At 53.8% G+C, this 20,910-nt stretch carries 17 protein-coding genes; 4 read left to right on the top strand and 13 right to left on the bottom strand.

Going from position 1 to position 20,910, the window contains the following annotated elements; translation table 11 throughout:
* From deoC to BXP70_RS04160, 9 genes are all read right to left on the bottom strand, one after another.
* On the bottom strand, positions 1-693 hold the full coding sequence (deoC, locus tag BXP70_RS04195) for a deoxyribose-phosphate aldolase (RefSeq protein WP_245849490.1): 693 nt from the start codon (positions 691-693) through the stop codon (positions 1-3).
* A 157-nt stretch (positions 694-850) separates the two neighbouring features.
* The gene (secA, locus tag BXP70_RS04190; protein WP_086592775.1) at positions 851-4,249 is read right to left on the bottom strand and encodes a preprotein translocase subunit SecA; all 3,399 of its coding nucleotides are present in this window, start codon (positions 4,247-4,249) and stop codon (positions 851-853) included.
* A gap of 256 nt (positions 4,250-4,505) precedes the next feature.
* Positions 4,506-5,438, bottom strand: a complete 933-nt coding sequence (locus BXP70_RS30505; RefSeq protein ID WP_245849488.1) for an SDR family oxidoreductase — start codon at positions 5,436-5,438, stop codon at positions 4,506-4,508.
* 3 nt (positions 5,439-5,441) lie between these two features.
* Positions 5,442-6,749, bottom strand: a complete 1,308-nt coding sequence (locus BXP70_RS30500; protein WP_245849486.1) for a family 1 glycosylhydrolase — start codon at positions 6,747-6,749, stop codon at positions 5,442-5,444.
* 207 nt (positions 6,750-6,956) lie between these two features.
* On the bottom strand, positions 6,957-8,135 hold the full coding sequence (gene glf, locus BXP70_RS04180; RefSeq protein ID WP_086592774.1) for a UDP-galactopyranose mutase: 1,179 nt from the start codon (positions 8,133-8,135) through the stop codon (positions 6,957-6,959).
* 72 nt (positions 8,136-8,207) lie between these two features.
* Entirely contained in the window at positions 8,208-9,452 is a 1,245-nt protein-coding gene (locus BXP70_RS04175) for a glycosyltransferase family 1 protein (protein WP_218779740.1), read from the bottom strand.
* A gap of 214 nt (positions 9,453-9,666) precedes the next feature.
* On the bottom strand, positions 9,667-10,188 hold the full coding sequence (locus tag BXP70_RS04170) for a GNAT family N-acetyltransferase (RefSeq protein ID WP_086592772.1): 522 nt from the start codon (positions 10,186-10,188) through the stop codon (positions 9,667-9,669).
* 535 nt (positions 10,189-10,723) lie between these two features.
* Positions 10,724-11,521, bottom strand: a complete 798-nt coding sequence (gene dapF, locus BXP70_RS04165) for a diaminopimelate epimerase (protein ID WP_179197580.1) — start codon at positions 11,519-11,521, stop codon at positions 10,724-10,726.
* Positions 11,522-11,590: 69 nt separating this feature from the next.
* Complete coding sequence (locus BXP70_RS04160; protein WP_086592770.1) at positions 11,591-12,079, bottom strand: DinB family protein; 489 nt, start codon at positions 12,077-12,079, stop codon at positions 11,591-11,593.
* An 89-nt stretch (positions 12,080-12,168) separates the two neighbouring features.
* On the opposite strand from BXP70_RS04160, the gene BXP70_RS04155 reads away from it, so the two are divergent.
* From BXP70_RS04155 to BXP70_RS04145, 3 genes are all read left to right on the top strand, one after another.
* The gene (locus tag BXP70_RS04155; protein WP_086592769.1) at positions 12,169-13,050 is read left to right on the top strand and encodes a class I SAM-dependent methyltransferase; all 882 of its coding nucleotides are present in this window, start codon (positions 12,169-12,171) and stop codon (positions 13,048-13,050) included.
* Positions 13,051-13,140: 90 nt separating this feature from the next.
* The gene (locus BXP70_RS04150; RefSeq protein ID WP_086592768.1) at positions 13,141-14,094 is read left to right on the top strand and encodes a Ppx/GppA phosphatase family protein; all 954 of its coding nucleotides are present in this window, start codon (positions 13,141-13,143) and stop codon (positions 14,092-14,094) included.
* 168 nt (positions 14,095-14,262) lie between these two features.
* Positions 14,263-15,321 carry an Ldh family oxidoreductase gene (locus BXP70_RS04145; RefSeq protein WP_086593176.1) on the top strand — a complete coding sequence of 353 codons (1,059 nt, stop codon included), beginning with the start codon at positions 14,263-14,265 and terminating at the stop codon, positions 15,319-15,321.
* Positions 15,322-15,398: 77 nt separating this feature from the next.
* On the opposite strand, the gene BXP70_RS04140 is transcribed toward BXP70_RS04145, so the two are convergent.
* Complete coding sequence (locus BXP70_RS04140) at positions 15,399-16,229, bottom strand: murein L,D-transpeptidase catalytic domain family protein (protein ID WP_086592767.1); 831 nt, start codon at positions 16,227-16,229, stop codon at positions 15,399-15,401.
* A gap of 358 nt (positions 16,230-16,587) precedes the next feature.
* Here BXP70_RS04140 and hscA point away from each other — a divergent pair, with 358 nt between their 5' ends.
* Positions 16,588-18,447 carry a Fe-S protein assembly chaperone HscA gene (gene hscA / locus BXP70_RS04135; protein ID WP_086592766.1) on the top strand — a complete coding sequence of 620 codons (1,860 nt, stop codon included), beginning with the start codon at positions 16,588-16,590 and terminating at the stop codon, positions 18,445-18,447.
* 102 nt (positions 18,448-18,549) lie between these two features.
* On the opposite strand, the gene BXP70_RS04130 is transcribed toward hscA, so the two are convergent.
* The 3 genes from BXP70_RS04130 to eno all read right to left on the bottom strand — a co-directional run bounded on the left by BXP70_RS04130 (position 18,550) and on the right by eno (position 20,755).
* On the bottom strand, positions 18,550-18,879 hold the full coding sequence (locus tag BXP70_RS04130; RefSeq protein ID WP_086592765.1) for a hypothetical protein: 330 nt from the start codon (positions 18,877-18,879) through the stop codon (positions 18,550-18,552).
* 210 nt (positions 18,880-19,089) lie between these two features.
* Entirely contained in the window at positions 19,090-19,404 is a 315-nt protein-coding gene (locus BXP70_RS04125; protein ID WP_086592764.1) for an FtsB family cell division protein, read from the bottom strand.
* A 79-nt stretch (positions 19,405-19,483) separates the two neighbouring features.
* Positions 19,484-20,755, bottom strand: a complete 1,272-nt coding sequence (gene eno / locus BXP70_RS04120) for a phosphopyruvate hydratase (RefSeq protein WP_086592763.1) — start codon at positions 20,753-20,755, stop codon at positions 19,484-19,486.
* Positions 20,756-20,910: the final 155 nt, after the last annotated feature.

Raw genomic sequence — 20,910 nt, 5'->3', positions numbered from 1 at the left:
TTAAGGAGCAGGTGTTTCATTTTCTTCCAACAGAGCCACGCTGTTCGACGACCCAATGCGGTCGGCGCCAGCTGCAATCAGTATCAGGGCTGCCGTACGCGTACGAATACCGCCGGCCGCTTTAATACGGATATGACCAGGCAAATGACGACGCATGAGTTTGATATCGGCTTCCGAAGCACCTCGGCTAGCAAACCCGGTGGAGGTTTTGACGAAGTCAGCACCAGCATCCGCACAAAGCTCGCAGGCCATGATGATTTCCTCCTCTGAAAGTAAAGCCGTTTCAATAATCACTTTTAGGAGAGCCCCTTTAAAGTGGCAAAGCTCGGCTAATTGTCCGATTTCTTCTTCTACTTCTTCCAACTGCCCAGATTTGAACGCAGCTACGTTCATCACCATATCAATTTCGCGGGCTCCGTCGGTGAGGGCTTGGTGCGCCTCAAAAAATTTTACTTTGGTGAGTTGGTAGCCTAATGGAAAGCCAACTACCGTACAAACTGCCACGCCGGTATCGAGTAGCTTCTCGGCCGCAAACCGGACATAGCACGGCGGTACGCAGACGGTGGCAAATTGATAACGGGCAGCTTCGGTGCAGAGTTGAGCAATTTGGGCTTGCGTGGCATCTGGCCGTAATAAGGTGTGATCAATGCGAGTGGCGAGGTTTGTAGCAGTAGCACTCATTGGGTGAAACATCGTGCAAATATGTGGTTAGCTGGCGCGCAGAAAGACAATAAACAACCCAACCTCACGCTAGCTTTGAAAAGAGCATAACGAATATAGCCAAAAAACAATTAATGGCAGACGGATAACCGCCTGCCATTAATTATCAAGCTAATATGCTCAATTCTTTTTAATCAAGGAGCACACACCGGTTGTTGACGAGGTCGTCTTCTACTGTTTTGTATTTCACGTCACGAACGATACGGCCGTCCATATATTGCACGCTCACCTTTTCATTACGATTTGCAATTTTCTGAGCACGTGCGGGCTGCTGCTTTTCGAGGGCAGGCGCATCTTCTGGTCCCATGTCTTCGGGGCCTGCTCCGAGCGAAACCGAAGAAACTTCCTTACGCGCTTTCAACTTTGGCGAAGGCTGCGTCGGCAGCTCATCTTCTAGGAAGAACTCAGGCTCGTCGTAACCTTGGGCGCCTTGTTGCACCGGCACGTCGGCGCGGAACAGGAACGAAACTGTTTCTTCGTTCACTTTGCCGATCATCTGCTTGAACAGCTCAAACGACTCAAACTTGTACACCAACAGCGGGTCTTTCTGCTCATACACGGCGTTCTGCACTACTTGCTTCAGATCGTCCATCTGGCGCAAGTGCTGGGTCCAGGCCTGGTCGATAACCGATAGCACTACCACTTTCTCCATGCCACGAATCACTTCGTGGCCTTGGCTTTCCTGCATACGACGCAAGTTTGCTACTACTTGCAGTTGCTTGCGTCCATCTGTGAACGGCACGGCAATGTTCTCGTACGGTGCATTCTGCCCCAGCAGGTCGTTCACCAGCGGCAGGGTGTTGCCGGCAATGAATTCATTCTTGCTGTGGTAATATCCTAGGGCTTCATCGTACAGGCGCTGCGTGAGCTGCGGCGCTTGTACGGCGCTGAAGTCTTGCTGCGTCAGGTGCGTATCGTAGCCGAACACGCGGATGATAGCTAGCTTGAAGTCTTCGTAATCGTTGGAAATCTTGTGGCCTACCACGATGTCTTCGCACACGTCGTAGATCATGTTCCAGATGTCCAGCTCCAGACGCTCCCCGAACAAGGCGTTGCGCCGACGCTTGTAGACTACTTCGCGCTGGGCGTTCATCACATCGTCGTACTCCAGCAGGCGCTTCCGCGTGCCGAAGTTGTTTTCCTCCACTTTCTTTTGAGCGCGCTCGATGCTGCTCGTAATCATGGAGTGCTGAATCACTTCGCCTTCTTCTAGACCCATGCGGTCCATCAGCTTGGCAATGCGGTCGGAGCCAAACAAACGCATCAGGTTATCTTCCAAGCTCACGAAAAACTGCGATGAACCTGGGTCGCCCTGACGGCCGGCACGACCCCGCAGCTGGCGGTCGACGCGGCGGCTTTCGTGGCGCTCAGTGCCGATAATAGCTAGGCCACCCGAGTCACGCGAGGTCTCGCGCAGCTTGATGTCGGTACCACGACCGGCCATGTTGGTGGCAATGGTCACGGTGCCGGGGAAGCCCGCAGCCGCTACAATCTCGGCCTCACGCTGGTTTTGCTTGGCGTTTAGCACTTGGTGCTTAATGCCGCGCAGCTTCAGCATGCGACTTACCAGCTCCGAAATTTCCACCGACGTAGTACCGACGAGCACCGGGCGGCCAGCTTGCACCAGCGTCTGGATTTCCTCGGCTACGGCGTTGTACTTTTCACGAACGGTCTTGTAGACTTTGTCGTGCTCGTCTTTGCGCGAAATCTGACGGTTCGTCGGGATAACTACCACGTCGAGCTTATAGATTTCCCAGAACTCGCCTGCTTCCGTTTCGGCCGTACCGGTCATACCGGCTAGCTTGTGGTACATGCGGAAGTAATTCTGCAAGGTCACCGTGGCGTAGGTTTGCGTGGCATCTTCGACGCGCACGTTTTCCTTGGCTTCAATAGCCTGGTGCAGACCATCGGAGTAGCGGCGGCCTTCCATCACACGGCCCGTCTGCTCGTCCACGATTTTCACCTTGCCGTCTTCGGTCAGGATGTATTCTTGGTCGCGCTCAAATAGCGTGTAAGCCTTCAGCAGCTGGTTCACGGTGTGTACGCGCTCCGACTTCTCCTGATATTCGTGCATCAGGCGGTCTTTCTCGTGCACTTTCTCTTCGTCACCTAGGTCTTTCGACTTCTCGATGTTGGCGATTTCCGACCCGATATCGGGCATGATGAACAGGTGCGGATCTTCGCCCTGAGCCGTGATGAGGTCAATACCTTTTTCGGTCAGCTCGATTTGGTTGTTCTTCTCGTCGATGGTGAAGAACAACGGCATATCAGCCTCGGGCATCTGGCGCGAGTTGTCTTGCAGGTAATGGTTTTCCGTTTTCTGCAATACGGCGCGAATGCCGGTTTCCGACAAGAACTTGATGAGCGGCTTGCTCTTCGGCAGGCCACGATAAGCGCGGAACAGCGCTAGGCCGCCTTCCCCTTCTTTGTAGCCGTCTTTGCCGTCTTTGATAAGCTTACGCGCTTGCACCAAGTAATCTTGGATAAGCTTCTTTTGCGCGTCCACCAGCATCTGAATGCGAGGCTTCAACTGGTAAAACTCGTGCACATCGCCGCGCGGTACGGGGCCACTAATGATCAGCGGGGTCCGGGCATCGTCAATCAGCACCGAGTCCACTTCGTCGACCATGGCGTAGTGGTGCTTGCGCTGCACGAGTTCTTCGGGGTCGCGCGCCATGTTGTCGCGCAGGTAGTCGAAGCCAAACTCGTTGTTGGTGCCGTAGGTAATATCGGCTAGGTAGGCCTGACGGCGTGCATCGGTGTTGGGCTGGTGCTTGTCGATGCAATCCACGGTAATGCCGTGGAATTCGAACAGCGGCGCATTCCACTCCGAGTCACGCTTGGCGAGGTAGTCGTTCACGGTTACTAGGTGAACACCACGTTTAGCCAACGCATTTAGGAAAGCAGGCAACGTCGAAACGAGAGTTTTGCCCTCACCCGTGGCCATTTCCGCAATTTTACCTTGGTGCAATACTACGCCCCCAATGATTTGTACGTCGTAGTGCACCATGTCCCAGGTGATTTCGGCGCCCGCAGCCGTCCACTTGTTCGACCAAGTAGCTTTGTCGCCGCTGATGGTAACGTTGCTCTTGCGACGCGCAATATCCCGGTCGAAGTCGGTGGCCGTAACCACCAATTGGCCGTTCTCTTTGTAGCGGCGTGACGTTTCTTTCACGATGGCGAAAGCCTGCGGCAGCACCTGAAGCAGCACTACCTCCAAATCCTTGTTACGCTGTTTTTCCAGCGCATCAATCTGATCGAAGATAGCCTCCTTCTGGGTAGCATCCAGGCTAGATTCATCGGCGATACGCTGGTGCAGCCCGGCAATCTGATCATCAATTCCCTTTAGATGGGCATCAATGCGGCCGCGCACCTCTTCGGTGCGCTGGCGTAGCTCATCATCAGAGATAGATGCCAGTTTGGCATATTCGGCATTGACAAGTGACACGTACGGGATAATCTCCTTCAAGTCCCGGTCCGCTTTCGAGCCGAAAATCTTGGCGACGGTCTTCCCTATAAAATCAAGCATGCTAGTGTATTTTAGCTGAAACGCCGGGGCGCACCTCAAATTTACGGCGTTTTTAGGAAAAACCCGCCCGCGGTGTTCCTTGGTTCCCAGAACGAAGAAACCCTGCTCCTTCAAGAAGTATGCAGGGTTTCAAAGTAGGAAAACTTGGCAGGCTCACTAAGCCTAGGTTATGGCTTTGTGTATGATTCTAGGGAGGTTAGCCGCAGGCTCTGCCGAAAATGGAGAAGACCGCAGGCCTGAGCGGCAGAGCCGAGTGCTACGAAGCAACGGCCAGCAGCTCTTCTGAGGCACTTCGCATGGCGGTGATAACCTCCGAAACGCAGCGGGAGAGACGCTCTTCGCTAGCAGGTAATAAATTGCCTTGTTTGCTACCTAGCACACTATAGCGGGGTCGAGTAGCCGGCAAGCCGAAAGCACGCATGGCACGCGGCACCACCAGTGATGTATCTAAGCTAGCCATATCGGCAGCTAGGCGGGCTAGCTCGGCCCAAGTATAGGCGCCTTGGTTGGCTAGGTGCCACACGCCCTGTTCTTCATCAATAAGCAAGTCGAGGGCGGTATTCACCAAATCGGGCACATACGTGGGCGAAATGAGTACATCGTCGGCCGCTTCAAAAATTTGGTTGTTATGGACGGCACGCAGCGCGTGGTACACAAAATTATGTTCGTCCCAAGGGCTGAAGAATGCGCTAGTACGCACGACCAAGGCACGCGGCATACAGGCCAGTACATCGCGCTCGGCTAGGCGCTTGCTGTTGCCATACACGTTGAGGGGACTAGGCATATCGCTCTCCACATACGCTACCGACTTATTCCCGTTGAATACGAGGTCTGACGAGAATGTGAGGAAGTGTACATCGCGGTAAGCACACGCCGCCGCCAAGATAGCGGGCCCAGTCGTGTTTTCGCGGTAGCACCGCTCAGCGCTTTTTTCTGCCTCGTCGACGTGCACGTAGCCGGCGGTATTCACAACGGCCCACGGATTGTAGCGCGCAAATGCTGCTTCTACCGAAATAGGATCGGAAATATCTAGCTCGGCTCGGCTCAATGCCACTGTCTCGATGCCGCGCATGGCGCAGATGCGCTGAAAGGCGCGGCCCAACGTACCGTGTGCACCCGTGATGAGCAGCGGCTGCACAGGGGGTTGCGTAGGGCTGGCAGCTAGGTCATTTTGGTCAAGTATCTTCATAGCTTAGGAGGTCTTGGAGGCAGAACAATGGTGGTGGTAGCGGAAACGGTCGTCTCGCTCCCACCAGCCCTTCGATTGCAGCAGTGGATGATGGTAGTGGCCTTCGGTCGCGAGGCCCTTGATCATTTTGAACAAGGCGGTAGACCTAGGCCTGCCGCCGCGCAAATCGAATACGCCACTTTCGTAGAATGCCCCCTCCTCCGTCAGGAGCGAATTCCAATCGTAAGCGCCGAGTAAGGACCAAATGGTGATGGCGCGCATATCCACGCCCTCTTCTTTCAACCTAGTAGCCGCATCCCACGCGTACTGTACCCAACGCATTTGTTCTTCGCGGGTACAATCGAGGTGCACTTCGGTGACAGCAATGGGTAAGTGATACCGCTCCCAGGCTTCTTTCAACAAGCCATAATAGCCGAGTAGCTGAATTGGGCGCACGCGCACTGCTTCTACATCAGCAAAATCTGGGCGCTCACCGCCATGTACGCGCCGGTGGTGCTCAAAATACTGATGATTCTCGTCGAGAAACCGCTCACTTGTCACGTAATGGTTGATGCCAAGGATATCGGGCGGCAGTGGGTCGTGTACGAGGTCCATCAGCTCTTGCTCGGAGGCCCCATTGTCGCGCAGGTAGCCCCACATCGCATGGTTGCCGTCGAGGTAGCCGCAGAGCATATCATAGGTTAACCAGCGCCGATTGTTTTCAAACTCCGCTTGGTAGGCTAGGTTGGGCGTGCTGTGCGTTTTGCCTAGGTCTTCCGTTTGTACCAGCTTTGCCGCTGGGTTCACTTGCCGGATGGCTTTCATTGCCTCTCGGGTGCCGCGGATGTGGTTTAGCTGAATCCGGACAAAAGTATGATCGTCGGTTCCGTGCGGATACCAGATGCCATACAAGCCACTGAAACGGGCCGTAGTGAGTGGTTCGTTGACGGGGGTATAGTGCGTGAGCCACGGATACCGCTCGGCTACCATACCCGCAAAGCGAGCTAGGCCTGGTACGAAGCTATCTTGGTCTAGGGCTGTGTAGCGCGGCCCACTTCCGTGGTGCAGCAGGGTAATAACGGGGTCGATGCCTAGCTCGCGGAGACGCGCCATGCGCTCATCAGTCCACGTCCAATCAGGTGTGTCGAGACTTTCAGGAGCGACTTGCTCCCACAGGATCGGGTAACGTAGCTTACGAATACCTAGCTCCGCAAATAGATCCAAGTCTTCAATTCGGGTGCGGTGGCCGCTACTGACGAGTTGGTCGGAATATCCTTCCCTTATTCGCCGAATGGTGCATTCCACGCCGCCCCATACTTCTACTGGTTCCATCCTTGTTGCCTTTAAACGAACTCTACTTCTTACTAGCGTTGAGTTCGTACTGCTAGAAAACAGGACTGTCATCCTGAGCCGCGCCAGGAACCTGATTTCAGGCCTAGGCGGGTAACCGCCACTAGGGTGAAGGGGTTCTGCGCATGCTCAGGATGACAGCTATCCTGCTGCCGACTAGTTGTAGTCAGCTTTTATACTAAAGGGGGATTACTCTTTCGAGGGCGCCCGCTTCACAATCTTGTCGATGATCGAAGTTGAACCCGTGATAGGGGGAAGCTTGGTAGTAGCTTCTTCCGTTTTCTCGGTCAGCTTCTTGTACAGCGTTAGCGCTTGAGCTACTACTTGGTCCATGTTGTAGTACCGGTAGGTAGCCAAACGACCTACGAAGTGCACACCTGGCGTTTCGTCAGCTAGCTTCTTGTATTTGCTGTACAACTCCGCGTTCTGCGGCTGCGGCACTGGATAATATGGGTCGCCTTCAGCTTTCGGATACTCGTACACGAGGCTCGTCTTGGGGTGCTTTTGGCCGGTTAAGGCTTTGAACTCCGTGATGCGGGTGTACAGGTTATCGTTCGGGTAGTTTACTACCGCAGCCGCTAAGGCATTCTCCGTGTTCAGCGTTTCATGCTTAAACTCCAACGAGCGGTAAGGCAGTTTTCCAAACTTGAAGTCGAAATACTCGTCTACCGGACCCGTGAAGATCATTTCCTTGAAGGGAATGAAATCAATGATATCGTGGTAATCCGTGTTCAGCATGATGCTGATGTTGGGGTGCTCTAACATCCGCTCGAACATGCGGGTGTAGCCGTGCAAGGGCATCGCCTGATACGTGTCGGTGAAGTAGCGGTCATCGCGGTTGGTGCGAGTAGGCACACGCGACGTTACCGACTTATCTAGCTCCGACGGGTCGAGGCCCCACTGCTTACGAGTGTAGTTGCGGAAAAATTTCTCGTATAGCTGTCGGCCAACTTTACTTACTACTACGTCCTCCGACGTACGGATTACGGGTACCTCTTCAGCTTGCGACTCCAGGAATTGCTCTACCTCAAAGCTATTCAGGTTTAAACCGTACAGCTTATTGATCGTGTCGAGGTTGATAGGCATCGGCACCAACTGGCCATCTACCGAAGCAAGCACGCGGTGCTCGTAAGGGCGCCAATCAGTGAAGTTGGACAGGTACTCAAATACGTCCTTGGAGTTGGTATGGAAGATATGAGGACCATATTTGTGCACCAAGATGCCTTCCTCGTTGTAGTGATCGTATGCATTGCCAGCAATGTGGCTACGCTTGTCTACGATGAGTACTTTTTTGTTGGAACGGGTTGCTAGCCGCTCGGCTAACACGCTTCCGGCGAAACCGGCCCCGACGATGAGATAGTCGAACATAGCTTAACTGGGTCTTGGTAGTTGAGATTGTGGGTTGGGGCCAGTAATGAACGGCCTAGTCAGATTGGGTTATTAGCTAGCTCCGTTCGAGCCAGTGTTTTTGGCAGCCAGTTTTTGCTGCATCAGGTTTACCATGGCTTCCCAGGTCAAGTCCCAGGAGATAGTACCTAGGTATTCGTCGGTCCGGCGCTGCCAGTCAGCATCATCTTTTTGCTTTAACGCAATTTCGATGGCTTTGGCGAAGTCCTCGGCGTTAGCAGCGATCTGGACGAGATTTAACTCACCATACGGGCGTACTACGTCGCGGATTGGGGTGCTAACTACTGGTTTACCACCGGCTAAGTATTCGGGGGTTTTGGTGGGCGAGATAAACTTCGTGCTTTCGTTGTCAGCGAAGAGCAACGTTGCTACGTCCCAGCCATGGATATACGTTGGCAGCTCTTTGTAATCTTTGCTACCTAGGTAGTGGATGTTGGCGGTGCGTGGCAGCGTATTCTGGTCAATCTTTACGATGGGTCCGATGATCACGAACTGCCACTCGGGGTGAGCCGCGCCCAATTGGCCGAGCAATTCGATGTCCAGTCGCTCATCTACTACTCCGTAGAAGCCGATGCGTGGGTGTGGAATGGACGCTTGATCCTGTGGATCGAGCATTTCGGTGCGAGCCAGACCGAAGTGGTCTTTGTCGATGCTGCTCGGGAAAGCATGCGCATCAGTATGCTGCTTGCTTTTGGCTTCGTACAAGCTTTGTCCGCCCGTGAAAACCAAATTAGCCCGCTCAAATAACTCTTGTTCCAGTTGACGCAGGCGGGGCGGCGCAAACTTGAAGTTGGCCAGCTCATCCATGCAATCATACACGGTTAGGGCTGGCGTAAAGTCCCTCGATTTATCCAGCGCCATCGGTGTGTAGTACCAAAAGATGTACTGCTTGATGGCGTTGTCGGCGAAGTATTGCTTCAGCAGATTTTGCTGAATTTGATTGGAGCTAGCCTCGTCTAAGCCAGTGGGTAAGTGCGCCACCACTACTTTCAGACCGTTTTGCCGATCTTTTATTTCCAAGTGTGGCTCTACTTGGTCGGGGTGGATAAAGGCTTCTTCTATATAAAAAACACGGCCCTTTTGAGCAAATCGTGATAATAAGTGTTGTGGACGTTGCCACACAAAGTCCCAGTGTAGGTGCGCAAAGCACACTAGGTCAGATAAAGAGTAGGAATCGGCAATAGGGGCGGCGGAAGTGGTGGAAGGAGCGGAATGAGTGTTTTGGGTCATTGGAGAGGCAGCACGTGGTGGCGCCTCCGCCGAGGTCGGGAGCGGCATATCAAAGAAGCTGGAAAGTAGAAAGAAGGACTGGTAATACTGTTCGGTACAGGTGCCTAATCCCGCAGTGTTTATCTATACGGAAGACCAGGAAAAAGGATACTAGTAGCAGGCATGTTGGAAGCCACCATCTTACACAAGCTCAACACTATGTATAAGGCATCTCTTCTAAGTACTTGATTGACTTCACCATTAATGGCAAGCTGAACTTTAATTAAATTTTAATAATATGTTGCATTTCAATGGCATCTTCCCAACCGGAAGCCGTGCGGAGCCACTCGTAGCGTACTCCAACCTCCCGAAAACCGGCGGCCTGGAACAGGAGCAAGCTAGCTTGGTTATCGGCCGAAATCGTGCAATGGAGCTGATGCAGGCGCAAATGCTGACCTGCGTATTCCAATAACAAGCCTAGTGCGGCCTGCGCATAGCCACGACGGCGCTCGGCAGCTAGTACGGTGATGCCAACTCCTGCCCGCTGGTGCAATGGCTCAAAGTTGAACAGGTCAATTACGCCTACGGGCTGGCTATTATCTGCGGAACAAATGATAAGCCGCAGCTGACGAACTTCATGAAAATCAGCGGTCGAATTAGCTAGGTACTGCCGTAGCGTGTAGCGAGAAATAGGCGCAAGCGTATCGGAAACGGACCAAATAGCTGGGTCATTTTCCAGCGCGTACAAGAACTCTAGGTCAGAATCTTCCAGTGCTCGTAGCAGCACGGTTGCAGATTGAAGCATGTATAAGCGTAAATCGTGTGCTGATAGGCAGCAGCCATAAGCCAGTAACGCGTGTGCTACCTAGGAAGAGCAGACCTGCTCTTCTTCAGACCTCATGAACACCAATACAAGTACCCTCCTGACACAACTACACAGAAGCTACAGAGAGGATAGATGACTGCTAGCGAAATCCGTCAGTAGCTTAACTCCCTCCAATGTACCACTTTGTATTGGAATAAAACAACAAATAGCGATAAAATAACTTTTCGCAAAATAGTATTACTGCTTACACAGCTTGCATTCAACTCGTTTTTACTCTCTTTTTATATAATTATATTAAGCGCTTTATAACCGTTCTACTAACATATTCATAGGGAAAGAACGAAATAGACTACTGCGGACTCATTGGTTAGGTCTAATACTTCCCCGTAGGATAAGCAGCAAAAAAGGCAAGCCCCCGACAACGTTACATAGGCATTGTCGGGGGCTTGGTGCTGGGGCTGGAAGCTATTGGCAGAGCTAGCTCCTAGGAGGTTGTGCTACTTTTACAGGCACACTAGCATGGTATATTTCCCTCGAACACCCAGGTAGCAGGTCCGCTTAAATAAACGTGGGTAAAGGAGCCATCGGGCTGCGCCTCGAACGACACGCGTAAGTCGCCGCCGCGGGTGCGCAAGTGCACAGGGCTAGTAGCGCCTTGGCGGGAAGCCGCCAGCGCAACGGCCGTTACGCCGGTGCCGCAGGAAAGTGTTTCGTCCTCCACGCCGCGCTCATAGGTGCGCACTTGCCAGGGCTGCCCAGCCGTGGCAGGCGCTTCTACAAAGTTGACGTTAGTGCCTTTTTCCCGGAAATACTCGCTATAGCGTACTTGTTGGCCTTCGGCAAAAACGTTGAGCTCAGCTAGCGTATTGGGTGATAAAAACTGCACAATGTGCGGCGAGCCCGTATCCAGGAAAATGCCGTGCTCTTCTACTACTTGCTGCCCTGTTACGTTCTGCATGCGCAGGTGCACGGTGCCGTCGGCATCAACGCGCGCTTCGTGAGGCCCATCGGCGGCGAGGAAGCGCGCTTGGTTTTGGATAACGTGCAGTTGCTTGGCGAAGGCCACGGTGCAGCGGCCGCCGTTGCCGCACATCGACCCTAGGTGCCCATCGGCGTTGAAGTACACCATTTCGAAGTCGTAGTCGGCGTGCTGGCGGAGCAGGATCAGACCATCGGCTCCAATGCCCATGCGTCGGTCGCAGAGATGGCGCACGAGTTTATAATCGGTGATGTCGAACTGCCGGGCGCGGTCGTCGATCATCACGAAGTCGTTGCCGGTGCCCTGGTATTTGTGGAAGTGTAGCGTAGTCATAATGGCAAATGGTAGACAAAGATCGGCAGCCGTGGCCTAGCAATGGCACCTAGGTCTTCAACATATTTTTCAGGCAAATGCTTTTCGCAGCAGCGCAATTTGGCCGGTATGATATAGATGGTGTTGCACCAGCCCGTGCAGCAACACGTAGTACGGGCCTGGCGTGCCGGCCGGATAGTCTGGAACTGGCTCTAACTCTCGGCTCAAATCAGCATCGCGCAGGTGACTAATACGCGCTAATAGCTGCTCGTGGGCCTGCCCGAGCCGAGCTTGCGCTTGCTGCCACGCCCCTTCATCGGTTGCTTCTGGCAGGCTAGGCCAATTCTCCGCGTCCGTTGGCCCAAGAAGCTTGTTTTGCTCGATCCGTCGGTATACCGTCCTGATCCACGTTTCGAGATGCAGAATGATCTCCCAGATGCTGTGCGCGCCCGCTAAAGGGTGCGACGCGGCTTGCGCCGCCGTAACGCCCTGCAGCGTAGCGGTGAGCGAAGGTCCCGCCCACGAGTCGCCGTTGTACGCGCGGCGAAATTGATCGAGCAAACGTTCTATTTCAGTCATAACCTGTGGGCTGCACCTGCTCAGCGCTTAACGGATACCGGGCAACAGACTACCTTTGCCCTCCCGCCTGAGCGGCTTTACCGAAAGTTATGTATTCCTTCCTGACCACCGGCACCTGGCCCGATTATGAATTGATCGACGCTGGCAACTTTGAAAAACTAGAGCGCTTTGGCCGCTACGTGCTAGCCCGGCCCGAGCCCCAGGCAATTTGGGACCCGCACTTGCCCGCCAGCGAATGGCAGCGCGCCAATGCCACGTTCCGCCGCGAAAAAGGCAGCACTGAGCGCGGCCAATGGCAGCTCAAAGCTGGCATGCCCGAGCAATGGGTGATCAACTACGACCAGGGCGACTTGCGCTTGCGCTTCCGCCTCGGGTTGTCGGCGTTCAAGCACGTGGGGCTCTTCCCGGAGCAAGACCCTAACTGGCGCTTCATTTTCGAGCAAACGAAAAAGCGCCGAGCCACTGTGCCACGCGTGTTGAACCTGTTTGCCTACACCGGTGCCGCGACCCTAGCAGCCCGTGCCGCCGGCGCCGACGTGACCCACCTCGACTCGGTAAAACAAGTGAACTTCTGGGCCCGCGACAACATGGAGGCGTCGAACCTCGACGGGGTGCGTTGGCTCGTGGAAGATGCCATGAAATACGTGCGCCGCGAAGTGAAGCGAGGCAGCAAGTACCAGGGGCTCATCTTGGATCCGCCCGCTTATGGGCGTGGCCCGAATGGCGAGAAATGGCAACTGGAAGATGAGTTGAATGAATTGCTCAAGCTCTGCCACCAACTCCTCGACCCTACAGACCACTTCTTCCTTATCAATTTATACTCGCTGGGCTTCTCGGCGCTAATTCTGGATAACCTCATCAACAACATCTTCCCTCCTATTCAAGGCGTACGTGAAATCGGGGAGATTTACTTGCACGACCAGGCACAACGCAAACTTCCTCTCGGGACTTTTTGCCGCTTCAGCAGTTGATGCTAACAACTATTGCGTAACCTAGCTTTCCAGCTTCCGTGTTGCGGCAGCATGTGCGGAAAGCATCTTTGATGATAAACGTATTCACGTATGACTATCCCCAAACACCAACGCCTAGCGCTCATAGACATGGGCACGAACACTTTTCACTTGCTGATTGTGGAGCTACCCGAAGCGCAGGGCGCCAAGCCGACGACGCTACTCCAGACGAAGGTAGGTGTGCGCCTAGGCGAAGGAGGGATCAGCAACGGGGAAATTGCACCGGCGCCTTATGCCCGGGCACTTCATACGCTCACCGCGTTTCAGGAAGATATTGAGCTGCACCAAGTCACCGAAGTACGAGCCACGGCTACCAGCGCCGTGCGTAGCGCCCGCAACGGTACTGAGCTGGTAGAGGACATTTTTGAGCAAACCGGCATCAAGGTCGACGTCATTCCCGGCGACCGGGAAGCTGAGCTGATCTGCCAGGGCGTACGGCAAGCAGTACAGCTAGGTCAGCAGCCGCACTTGCTCATGGATATCGGCGGCGGCAGTGTGGAATTTATCATCGCCAACGGCGAGACGATCTTCTGGAAGCAAAGCTTTGAGATTGGGGCACAACGGCTGCTGGACTTATTCATGCACCACGACCCGATCACGACTGAAGAGGTCGGCGCTGAACAGGCTTACCTAGCCTCAACGCTAGCTCCGCTGACCTCCGCCGTGCAGCACTACCAACCCGTAGACTTGGTGGGTGCTTCGGGCAGCTTCGATACCCTAGGTGATCTGCAAGCGGCTCGCGGGGGCGTAAACCGGTCGGATAGTGCTTTGCCACCCGAAACCGAAATCAGCTCCGACAGCTTCTACGAGAGTTACAACCAACTGCTTACTCTTGACCGCGCCGGCCGCTTGGCCCTGCCTGGTATGACCTCATTGCGCGCCGACATGATTGTAGTTGCCTGCGTGCTGGTTGACTTCGTACTCAAGACATACGGTTTCACACGTATCCGCGCTTCGGCTTACGCACTCAAAGAAGGTTTGCTATCCGAAATGCTAAAGCGCTAGCTACTCTTGGTTGGAGGTACTCCTAGTTTGACCGGTATCCTTGCAGTTGTCTGCCGAAGCTAAAGGCAGGACCGGTATTCTAGCGAGTAGCCCAACAGAGCGACTATTTACGCCAGCCCATGAGCGCTATTCAGTTAAGGTCAATTCAACTTATTAACTCTGCCCGTGATTTTCCCTTATAACCAGCTTTTCACCTTCACCGAGTCGGTATTCAAAAGCATCGGCTGCCCGGACGATGATGCTACCCTAGCTACGGAGTCGCTGCTAGCGGCCGACTTGCGCGGCATCGATTCGCACGGCGTGGCACGCTTGATCGGCTACGTGCGCTTGTGGGAAGCAGGCCGCATCAACCCAACACCACGCGTGGGCGTGGTATATGAGACGCCGAGCACGGCCGTAGTCGATGGCGATGGGGGCCTAGGGCTGGTAGTGGCGCCCAAAGCCATGAATGTAGCCCTTGAGAAAGCACGCGTAGCGGGCACGGGCTGGGTGTCGGTCAAGAACTCCAACCACTTCGGCATCGCAGGCTACCACGCCATGAAAGCGCTGGCGCATGACATGATCGGCATGGCCATGACCAATGCTAGCCCCCTGGTGGCGCCTACCTACTCGCTCGACCGGCTCCTAGGTACTAACCCCATCGCCGTGGCGGTGCCCGCCGGTGAGCAGCCCGACTTCGTTGCTGACTTTGCCACGACAACAGCGGCCAACGGCAAGCTCGAAATCCTACAGCGCAAGCAGTTGCCTGCCCCCGATGGCTGGATTCAAGACAAGAACGGCCAAGGCTCTACTAACCCGAATGAGCTAAAAGAAGGCGGTGCCCTGCTCCCACTCGGCGGCGAAACTGGTTCGCACAAAGGGTATTGCCTCGGCAGCATCGTGGATATTTTCTCGGCGGTGCTTTCGGGGGCCAACTATGGGCCGTGGGTGCCACCCTTCGTAGCGTTCCTGCAACCGCCCGCCGACCCCATAGGCCAAGGTATCGGGCACTTCTTCGGCGCCATGCGTATCGATGCCTTCCGGCCGGCCGCAGAGTTCAAAGCGCACATGGATAACTGGATTTCTACCTTCCGCAACGCCCGCGCTGTTGAAGGCAAGCAGGTGCTCATCCCTGGCGACCCAGAACGCGAGATATCGGCTACTCGGCTAATTGAAGGCATTCCGCTGCTCGACCCGGTTGTGAAAGATTTGGAAACTGTTGGCCAAAAATTCGGCCTCACGCTGTAAGTCCCATCGCGGCCTACAAACGCAAAAAAGCCTGCCGACAATGTCAGCAGGCTTTTCTTGTATAGAAAGAATAGTTATTAGATCGACTGAGTACCACCTAGGTAAGCAGCCATTGCCACTTCCGTATTTAGGTAGTTTGAAGAGTACGTGGGGCTTTGCCCATTGATAAACAAGCAAGTGCCGCCGTTTACCGTGTCAATAATCTGCGCGTACTGGTCCATTGGCAAGGCAGGGCAGCCGAGGCTACGACCTAGCCGGCCATTCTGGCGAATAAAGTCCTCGCTCACGTAATCAGCGCCGTGCATCACCACGGAGCGCATAAGCGCGTTGTCGTTGTAACCTAGGTCTAGACCATTGAGTTTGAGCGAACGGCCGTGCTTGCCCATGTACTCGCTATCGGTCACGTAAAAACCGAGGCTGCTCATGTTTGACTCGTTCTCATTGGAGAAGTTCGTTGCCACATTTTCGCCTGAGTTGTGACCGTGTGCCACGAGCGTGTGAAACAACACCTGTTTGTTGGCTAGGTCTAGCACCCACAAGCGCTTCTCAGTAGAAGGCAAACTAAAATCCACAACGGTTAGCAGCTGCTTGTCACCTAGCTTGTTGTCCTGCTTCAGATTGAGGTAGCCCGTCATGGCTTTCTCAAACACATCGTAGTGCAAGCCTTGTTGCTCCACGTTCAGGGCGTGGTACAGGTTCTGAAGATCTTGCTCGTAGAACGCAACCTGCATCTGCTTAGCGGATACAGAATTCGCTTCCGTACGTACCCCTCCGGCCATCGACTTATTAATAGACGAGGCAAGGGGCGTGGCCATAAATAAGGAAGCAACGAACGGCAACACGCGGCGCATCATCCGACGGGCACGACGCTTAACTCGCTGACGACGCACTACATTTGGCTTTTCCATCTTCACTGATTGGTTTCGGTTTATTGGAAAAGGCCTCCCAGTGCTCGGGAAACCATGTATCTCTCTAATACGAAAAAAGCCATCAAGTAGCTATACTTTCTTGATGGCGTTCGGTAATACAACCATCTTAAGCGAAAATTAATTCCTTGCTAAGTGGCTAGGTTCTGCTTTCACGCTCACCCTCAAGGCGGTCCTCTCACCATTTGGGCAGTTGGCTGGGCCTAGGCATTAGCGCACGAAATCCTACCCGCCGGCATTTCTTCGCTACTTTTGCGGCCCGAAACAGTTTAAGTACTAGCCTAGCTCGCTAAGCTGTTCTGTTCACCCCACGCGCCACGGCGCGTCCTCTCTTACACGCATGGCCAAAGTCGCAATCAACCTCTCGACCGGGAGCATACAACAAGAAGAAATCATCGTCGGGATTGACCTAGGTACCACCAACAGTTTGGTCGCCTACATCCACCCCGAAAACCGGCAACCCATTGCCATCAACGACCAGGGTCGCGGTACCATCGTGCCTTCCGTCGTTCACTTCCCCGCCAATGACGCTGAGCCGATCGTTGGCAACGAAGCCAAGGAATACTTACTTACCGAACCGCAAAACACGATTTACTCGGTAAAGCGTCTGCTCGGCAAATCGTACCGCGACGTAGGCGAGCACGCGGGGAACTTCGGCTACAAGATCATTGATGATAACTCCGAAGGGCTGGTTAAGATCCGGGTAGGCGACCGGTTCTACTCACCCATCGACTTGTCGGCGGAGATTCTGAAGGAACTGCGCGCCCGCGCCGAGCACGCGCTCAAAACGCCCGTCAACCGCGCCGTCATCACCGTACCCGCGTACTTCAATGACTCGCAGCGCCAAGCTACGCGCGACGCTGGCCGCCTGGCGGGCCTCGAAGTGCTGCGCATTGTGAATGAGCCCACAGCTGCGGCTCTGGCGTATGGCATTGGTCTTTCGCCCGAGGAGGAAAAAACCGTCGCCGTGTACGACCTAGGTGGTGGCACTTTCGACATTAGCATTCTGCGTATTCAGCAGGGAATTTTTGAGGTGCTAAGCACCAACGGGGACACGTACCTAGGAGGCGACGACCTCGACCGCGCCATAATCGATTATTGGACGTTCGATTACCAACTGGCCACGGTGCTGTACAACAACTCATCGGCCCAACAAGAGCTGCGCTTGCTAGCCGAACAGGCTAAAAAACACCTAAGCCAGCACGATGAGTTTGAGGCACAATTTGCCGGCCTGCGTCTACCGCTTACCAAAGCCAAGTTCAACAGTCTTATTCAGCCGCTAGTGCAGCGTACCATCGACTCGTGCCGCCAAGCGCTGGGCGATGCGAAACTAGGCCCTAAGGACCTCGACGCCGTGCTGCTTGTAGGCGGCTCTACCCGCGTGCCGCTGGTTTACGACACCGTATCGGAGTTCTTCCAGCAGCCCGCTAACAATTCGCTCAACCCCGACGAAGTAGTAGCCCTAGGCGCCGCTATTCAAGCCGACATCTTGGCCGGCAACCGCCGCGACGTACTGCTGCTCGACGTAACGCCTCTGACCCTAGGCATCGAAACCCTAGGTGGCCTTATGGACCCCATTATTCCGCGCAACTCGAAGATTCCGACCAAAGCGGGCCGCCAGTACACTACGTCCGTCGATGGGCAGGTAAACCTAAAAATCGCGGTGTACCAAGGCGAGCGAGACTTAGTAAAGGAAAACCGGAAGCTAGCCGAGTTTGACCTACGTGGTATTCCGGCTATGCCCGCTGGTTTGCCCAAGGTTGATGTGAACTTCATTCTGAACGCCGACGGTATTTTGAAAGTCGAAGCCATTGAGCTACGCTCCAACACTCGCCAAGCCGTCGAGATTAAGCCACAATACGGCCTCACCGACGAGCAAGTGGAGCAGATGCTCATGGACTCGCTCACCCACGCTCGCGAAGACGTAGCCGCCCGTATGGTCATTGAAGCCCGCACCGTAGCCGAACAGATGATCTATCAGGTAGAGCGTTTCCTCACAAAGAACGCAGAGCATCTCACGCAGGAGGAAATTGCCGAGACGACTGCGCAAACGCAGAAACTAAAAGAGGCTCTCACCACCAACGACAAGGACACCATCCTCAAGGCCGTGGATGAGCTAGAAGCCCTTACAAGCCCCTTCGCCGAACGCGTGATGAATATCTCCATCAAACAAGCCATGACGGGCAAAAAGATAGAATAGCGTGAGGCGCTTTATGTAAGTATCACTACTAAAAAGCCCTAGGCTGGGAAGAAGGAGTCGTGTGCTCCTTCTTCCCAGCCTAGGGCTTTTTAGTAGTGATACTTACTTCACCTTGCGTTGCGGCGCTGGTATGAGGCCGAAGCTCAGTACCCGCGTTGCCGTCGAATCACGAAAGCTAACATCGAGCAGCACCCTAGGCTTTGACTGCAACGTATCGCTCTTAAAGGAAAAGGTATAGAAGTAGCGTGTCACCGGACCATCGCTGATGCGCATACCTAGCTTGTATAAGTCAATCGCAGGCCCATGACGTTGGCTTTGCTCAAGTAAGGGTTGCGCGGCTGCCTCAAACTGTTGCAGCGTAATAGCAGCGCTTACCTCAGGTGTCAGTAGTTGATAAGCTTGCTTATACTGCCGCTGTAGTATCGCGAGCAAAAACTGTCGTGCCACCTGTACCTGCGAGGGTCTGGTACTTTTTGCAGCTGTAATGCTAGGTTGCAACAGCACGCACAGACTCAAACTACATAGCAAACCTAGCTGCTGAACGGAGCGCCAAGAAGAAAAACAAAAGGGTTTTGACATGCCTCCAATACGCAAAGTACCTTTTCAAGGCCGGCTTGCCGGTACTACTTGCTCAGCTGAGCGCTATTTGTCTTCCTGTGGCACGAGCACGAAAACATCTTCCCCAGGCCGTTTCATGATGTACTTCTCACGGGCAAACTTTTCCAACAGCTCTGGGCTACTCAATAGCTCTGCGCGGTCTTTCTTTACCGATTCGATGTTCTTTAGGTAATAATCCCGCTCAGTTTGAAGCTCGCGCCACTTCGAGTACATCTCATATTGCTTCACAAAGTCATTGGCATCAAACACGAACATCCAGATTAGGAAGCCAAGGCCTGCCACAAAATAGAAGCTGCGAAAAAAGCGCGGTACCCGCTGAAACAAGGCGTTAATCTCCATAGCACTTCAAATATACAAATACGGCTGACTCCAACGAATTGGAATCAGCCGTATCAATTTGCTTGCGCTAGCGCGAAAACTACATCTTCTTGCCAGGGAAGTAGGCAATCTCACCTAGCTCCTCTTCAATACGCAACAGTTGGTTGTACTTGGCCATGCGGTCGGAGCGCGAAGCCGACCCAGTTTTGATTTGTCCTGTGTTTAATGCTACCGCTAAGTCAGCGATGGTGTTGTCTTCGGTTTCGCCCGAGCGGTGCGACATAATGCTCTTGTAACCATTCCGACGACCTAGGTTCACCGCATCAATGGTCTCCGTTAGGGTACCAATTTGGTTTACCTTGATCAAGATGGCATTGGCAATCTTCTCATCAATGCCACGCTGCAAGCGGGTTACGTTGGTCACAAACAAGTCGTCACCTACTAGTTGCGTTGTCGAGCCGATGCTATCGGTCAGCTGCTTCCAGCCGCTCCAGTCATCCTCATCCATACCATCCTCAATGCTGATGATAGGATACTTCTTGGTCCAATCGGTCCAGTAAGCCACCATCTCCGCAGAAGTCAGCTTGTCACCAGTGCTCTTTTTGAAGTGGTAATGCCCGTCTTCGTAAAACTCCGAGGTAGCAGCATCCATCGCAATCATCACGTCGTCGCCTGGCTTATAGCCAGCCGTTTCGATGGCTTGCAACACGATCTTGATAGCATCCTCGTTCGACTTAATGTTAGGCGCGAAACCACCTTCGTCTCCTACGTTGGTGCTAAAACCTTGCTTCTTCAACACATTCTTCAAGTGATGAAAGATCTCAGTGCCCCAACGCAATGCTTCTGAGAAAGAGCTAGCTCCCACAGGCATGATCATGAACTCCTGGAAGTCGATGGAGTTATCCGCATGGCTACCACCATTCAGGATGTTCATCATTGGCACAGGTAGCGTAGTAGCACCTACCCCACCCACGTACCGGTACAAGGGCATACCAGCATCTTGTGCTGCTGCACGAGAAGCAGCCAACGAAACACCCAAAATAGCATTAGCACCCAGGTTACCTTTGTTTGGCGTACCGTCTAGCTCCAGCATGATCTTGTCGAGCAGTGCTTGTTCGTATACCGAGAAGCCCACTAGCTCTTCTGCAATCTTGCTATTTACATTTTCGACGGCCTTCAGCACGCCTTTGCCCATGTACTTGGACTTATCATCATCGCGAAGTTCTACGGCTTCGTGCTTGCCAGTAGAAGCACCCGATGGCACAGCGGCCCTGCCTACCACTCCGGTTTCGGTGGTTACATCCACTTCAACGGTCGGATTGCCACGCGAATCAAAAATCTGGCGGGCGTGAATGGCTGAGATAATGCTCATGGTGAGAGAAAATGGAGGTGAAAAATGGTGTTTTGCCCTAGCCTAGCTTGAGAAGGAAGAAGATACTTGGTTAGGTTTTTCCGGGCGCCAAGGTAAGCAATTCAATTAACAGGGCTAATGTGTTGCAGATAATGTACTGATATCTACAAACAAAA

It is taken from the genome of Hymenobacter crusticola, assembly GCF_002154225.1.
Taxonomy (GTDB): domain Bacteria; phylum Bacteroidota; class Bacteroidia; order Cytophagales; family Hymenobacteraceae; genus Hymenobacter; species Hymenobacter crusticola.
This window is presented reverse-complemented; position numbering and strand designations above follow the sequence as displayed.

Coding starts and splice junctions, on each gene's coding strand:
- BXP70_RS04140 (WP_086592767.1), bottom strand. CDS start 16,229: ATGGAAAAGCCAAATGTAGTGCGTCGTCAGCGAGTTAAGCGTCGTGCC.
- eno (WP_086592763.1), bottom strand. CDS start 20,755: ATGAGCATTATCTCAGCCATTCACGCCCGCCAGATTTTTGATTCGCGT.
- BXP70_RS04125 (WP_086592764.1), bottom strand. CDS start 19,404: ATGGAGATTAACGCCTTGTTTCAGCGGGTACCGCGCTTTTTTCGCAGC.
- BXP70_RS30505 (WP_245849488.1), bottom strand. CDS start 5,438: ATGAAGATACTTGACCAAAATGACCTAGCTGCCAGCCCTACGCAACCC.
- glf (WP_086592774.1), bottom strand. CDS start 8,135: ATGTTCGACTATCTCATCGTCGGGGCCGGTTTCGCCGGAAGCGTGTTA.
- BXP70_RS04175 (WP_218779740.1), bottom strand. CDS start 9,452: ATGCCGCTCCCGACCTCGGCGGAGGCGCCACCACGTGCTGCCTCTCCA.
- BXP70_RS04150 (WP_086592768.1), top strand. CDS start 13,141: ATGACTATCCCCAAACACCAACGCCTAGCGCTCATAGACATGGGCACG.
- BXP70_RS30500 (WP_245849486.1), bottom strand. CDS start 6,749: ATGGAACCAGTAGAAGTATGGGGCGGCGTGGAATGCACCATTCGGCGA.
- deoC (WP_245849490.1), bottom strand. CDS start 693: ATGTTTCACCCAATGAGTGCTACTGCTACAAACCTCGCCACTCGCATT.
- BXP70_RS04160 (WP_086592770.1), bottom strand. CDS start 12,079: ATGACTGAAATAGAACGTTTGCTCGATCAATTTCGCCGCGCGTACAAC.
- dapF (WP_179197580.1), bottom strand. CDS start 11,521: ATGACTACGCTACACTTCCACAAATACCAGGGCACCGGCAACGACTTC.
- BXP70_RS04170 (WP_086592772.1), bottom strand. CDS start 10,188: ATGCTTCAATCTGCAACCGTGCTGCTACGAGCACTGGAAGATTCTGAC.
- hscA (WP_086592766.1), top strand. CDS start 16,588: ATGGCCAAAGTCGCAATCAACCTCTCGACCGGGAGCATACAACAAGAA.
- BXP70_RS04155 (WP_086592769.1), top strand. CDS start 12,169: ATGTATTCCTTCCTGACCACCGGCACCTGGCCCGATTATGAATTGATC.
- secA (WP_086592775.1), bottom strand. CDS start 4,249: ATGCTTGATTTTATAGGGAAGACCGTCGCCAAGATTTTCGGCTCGAAA.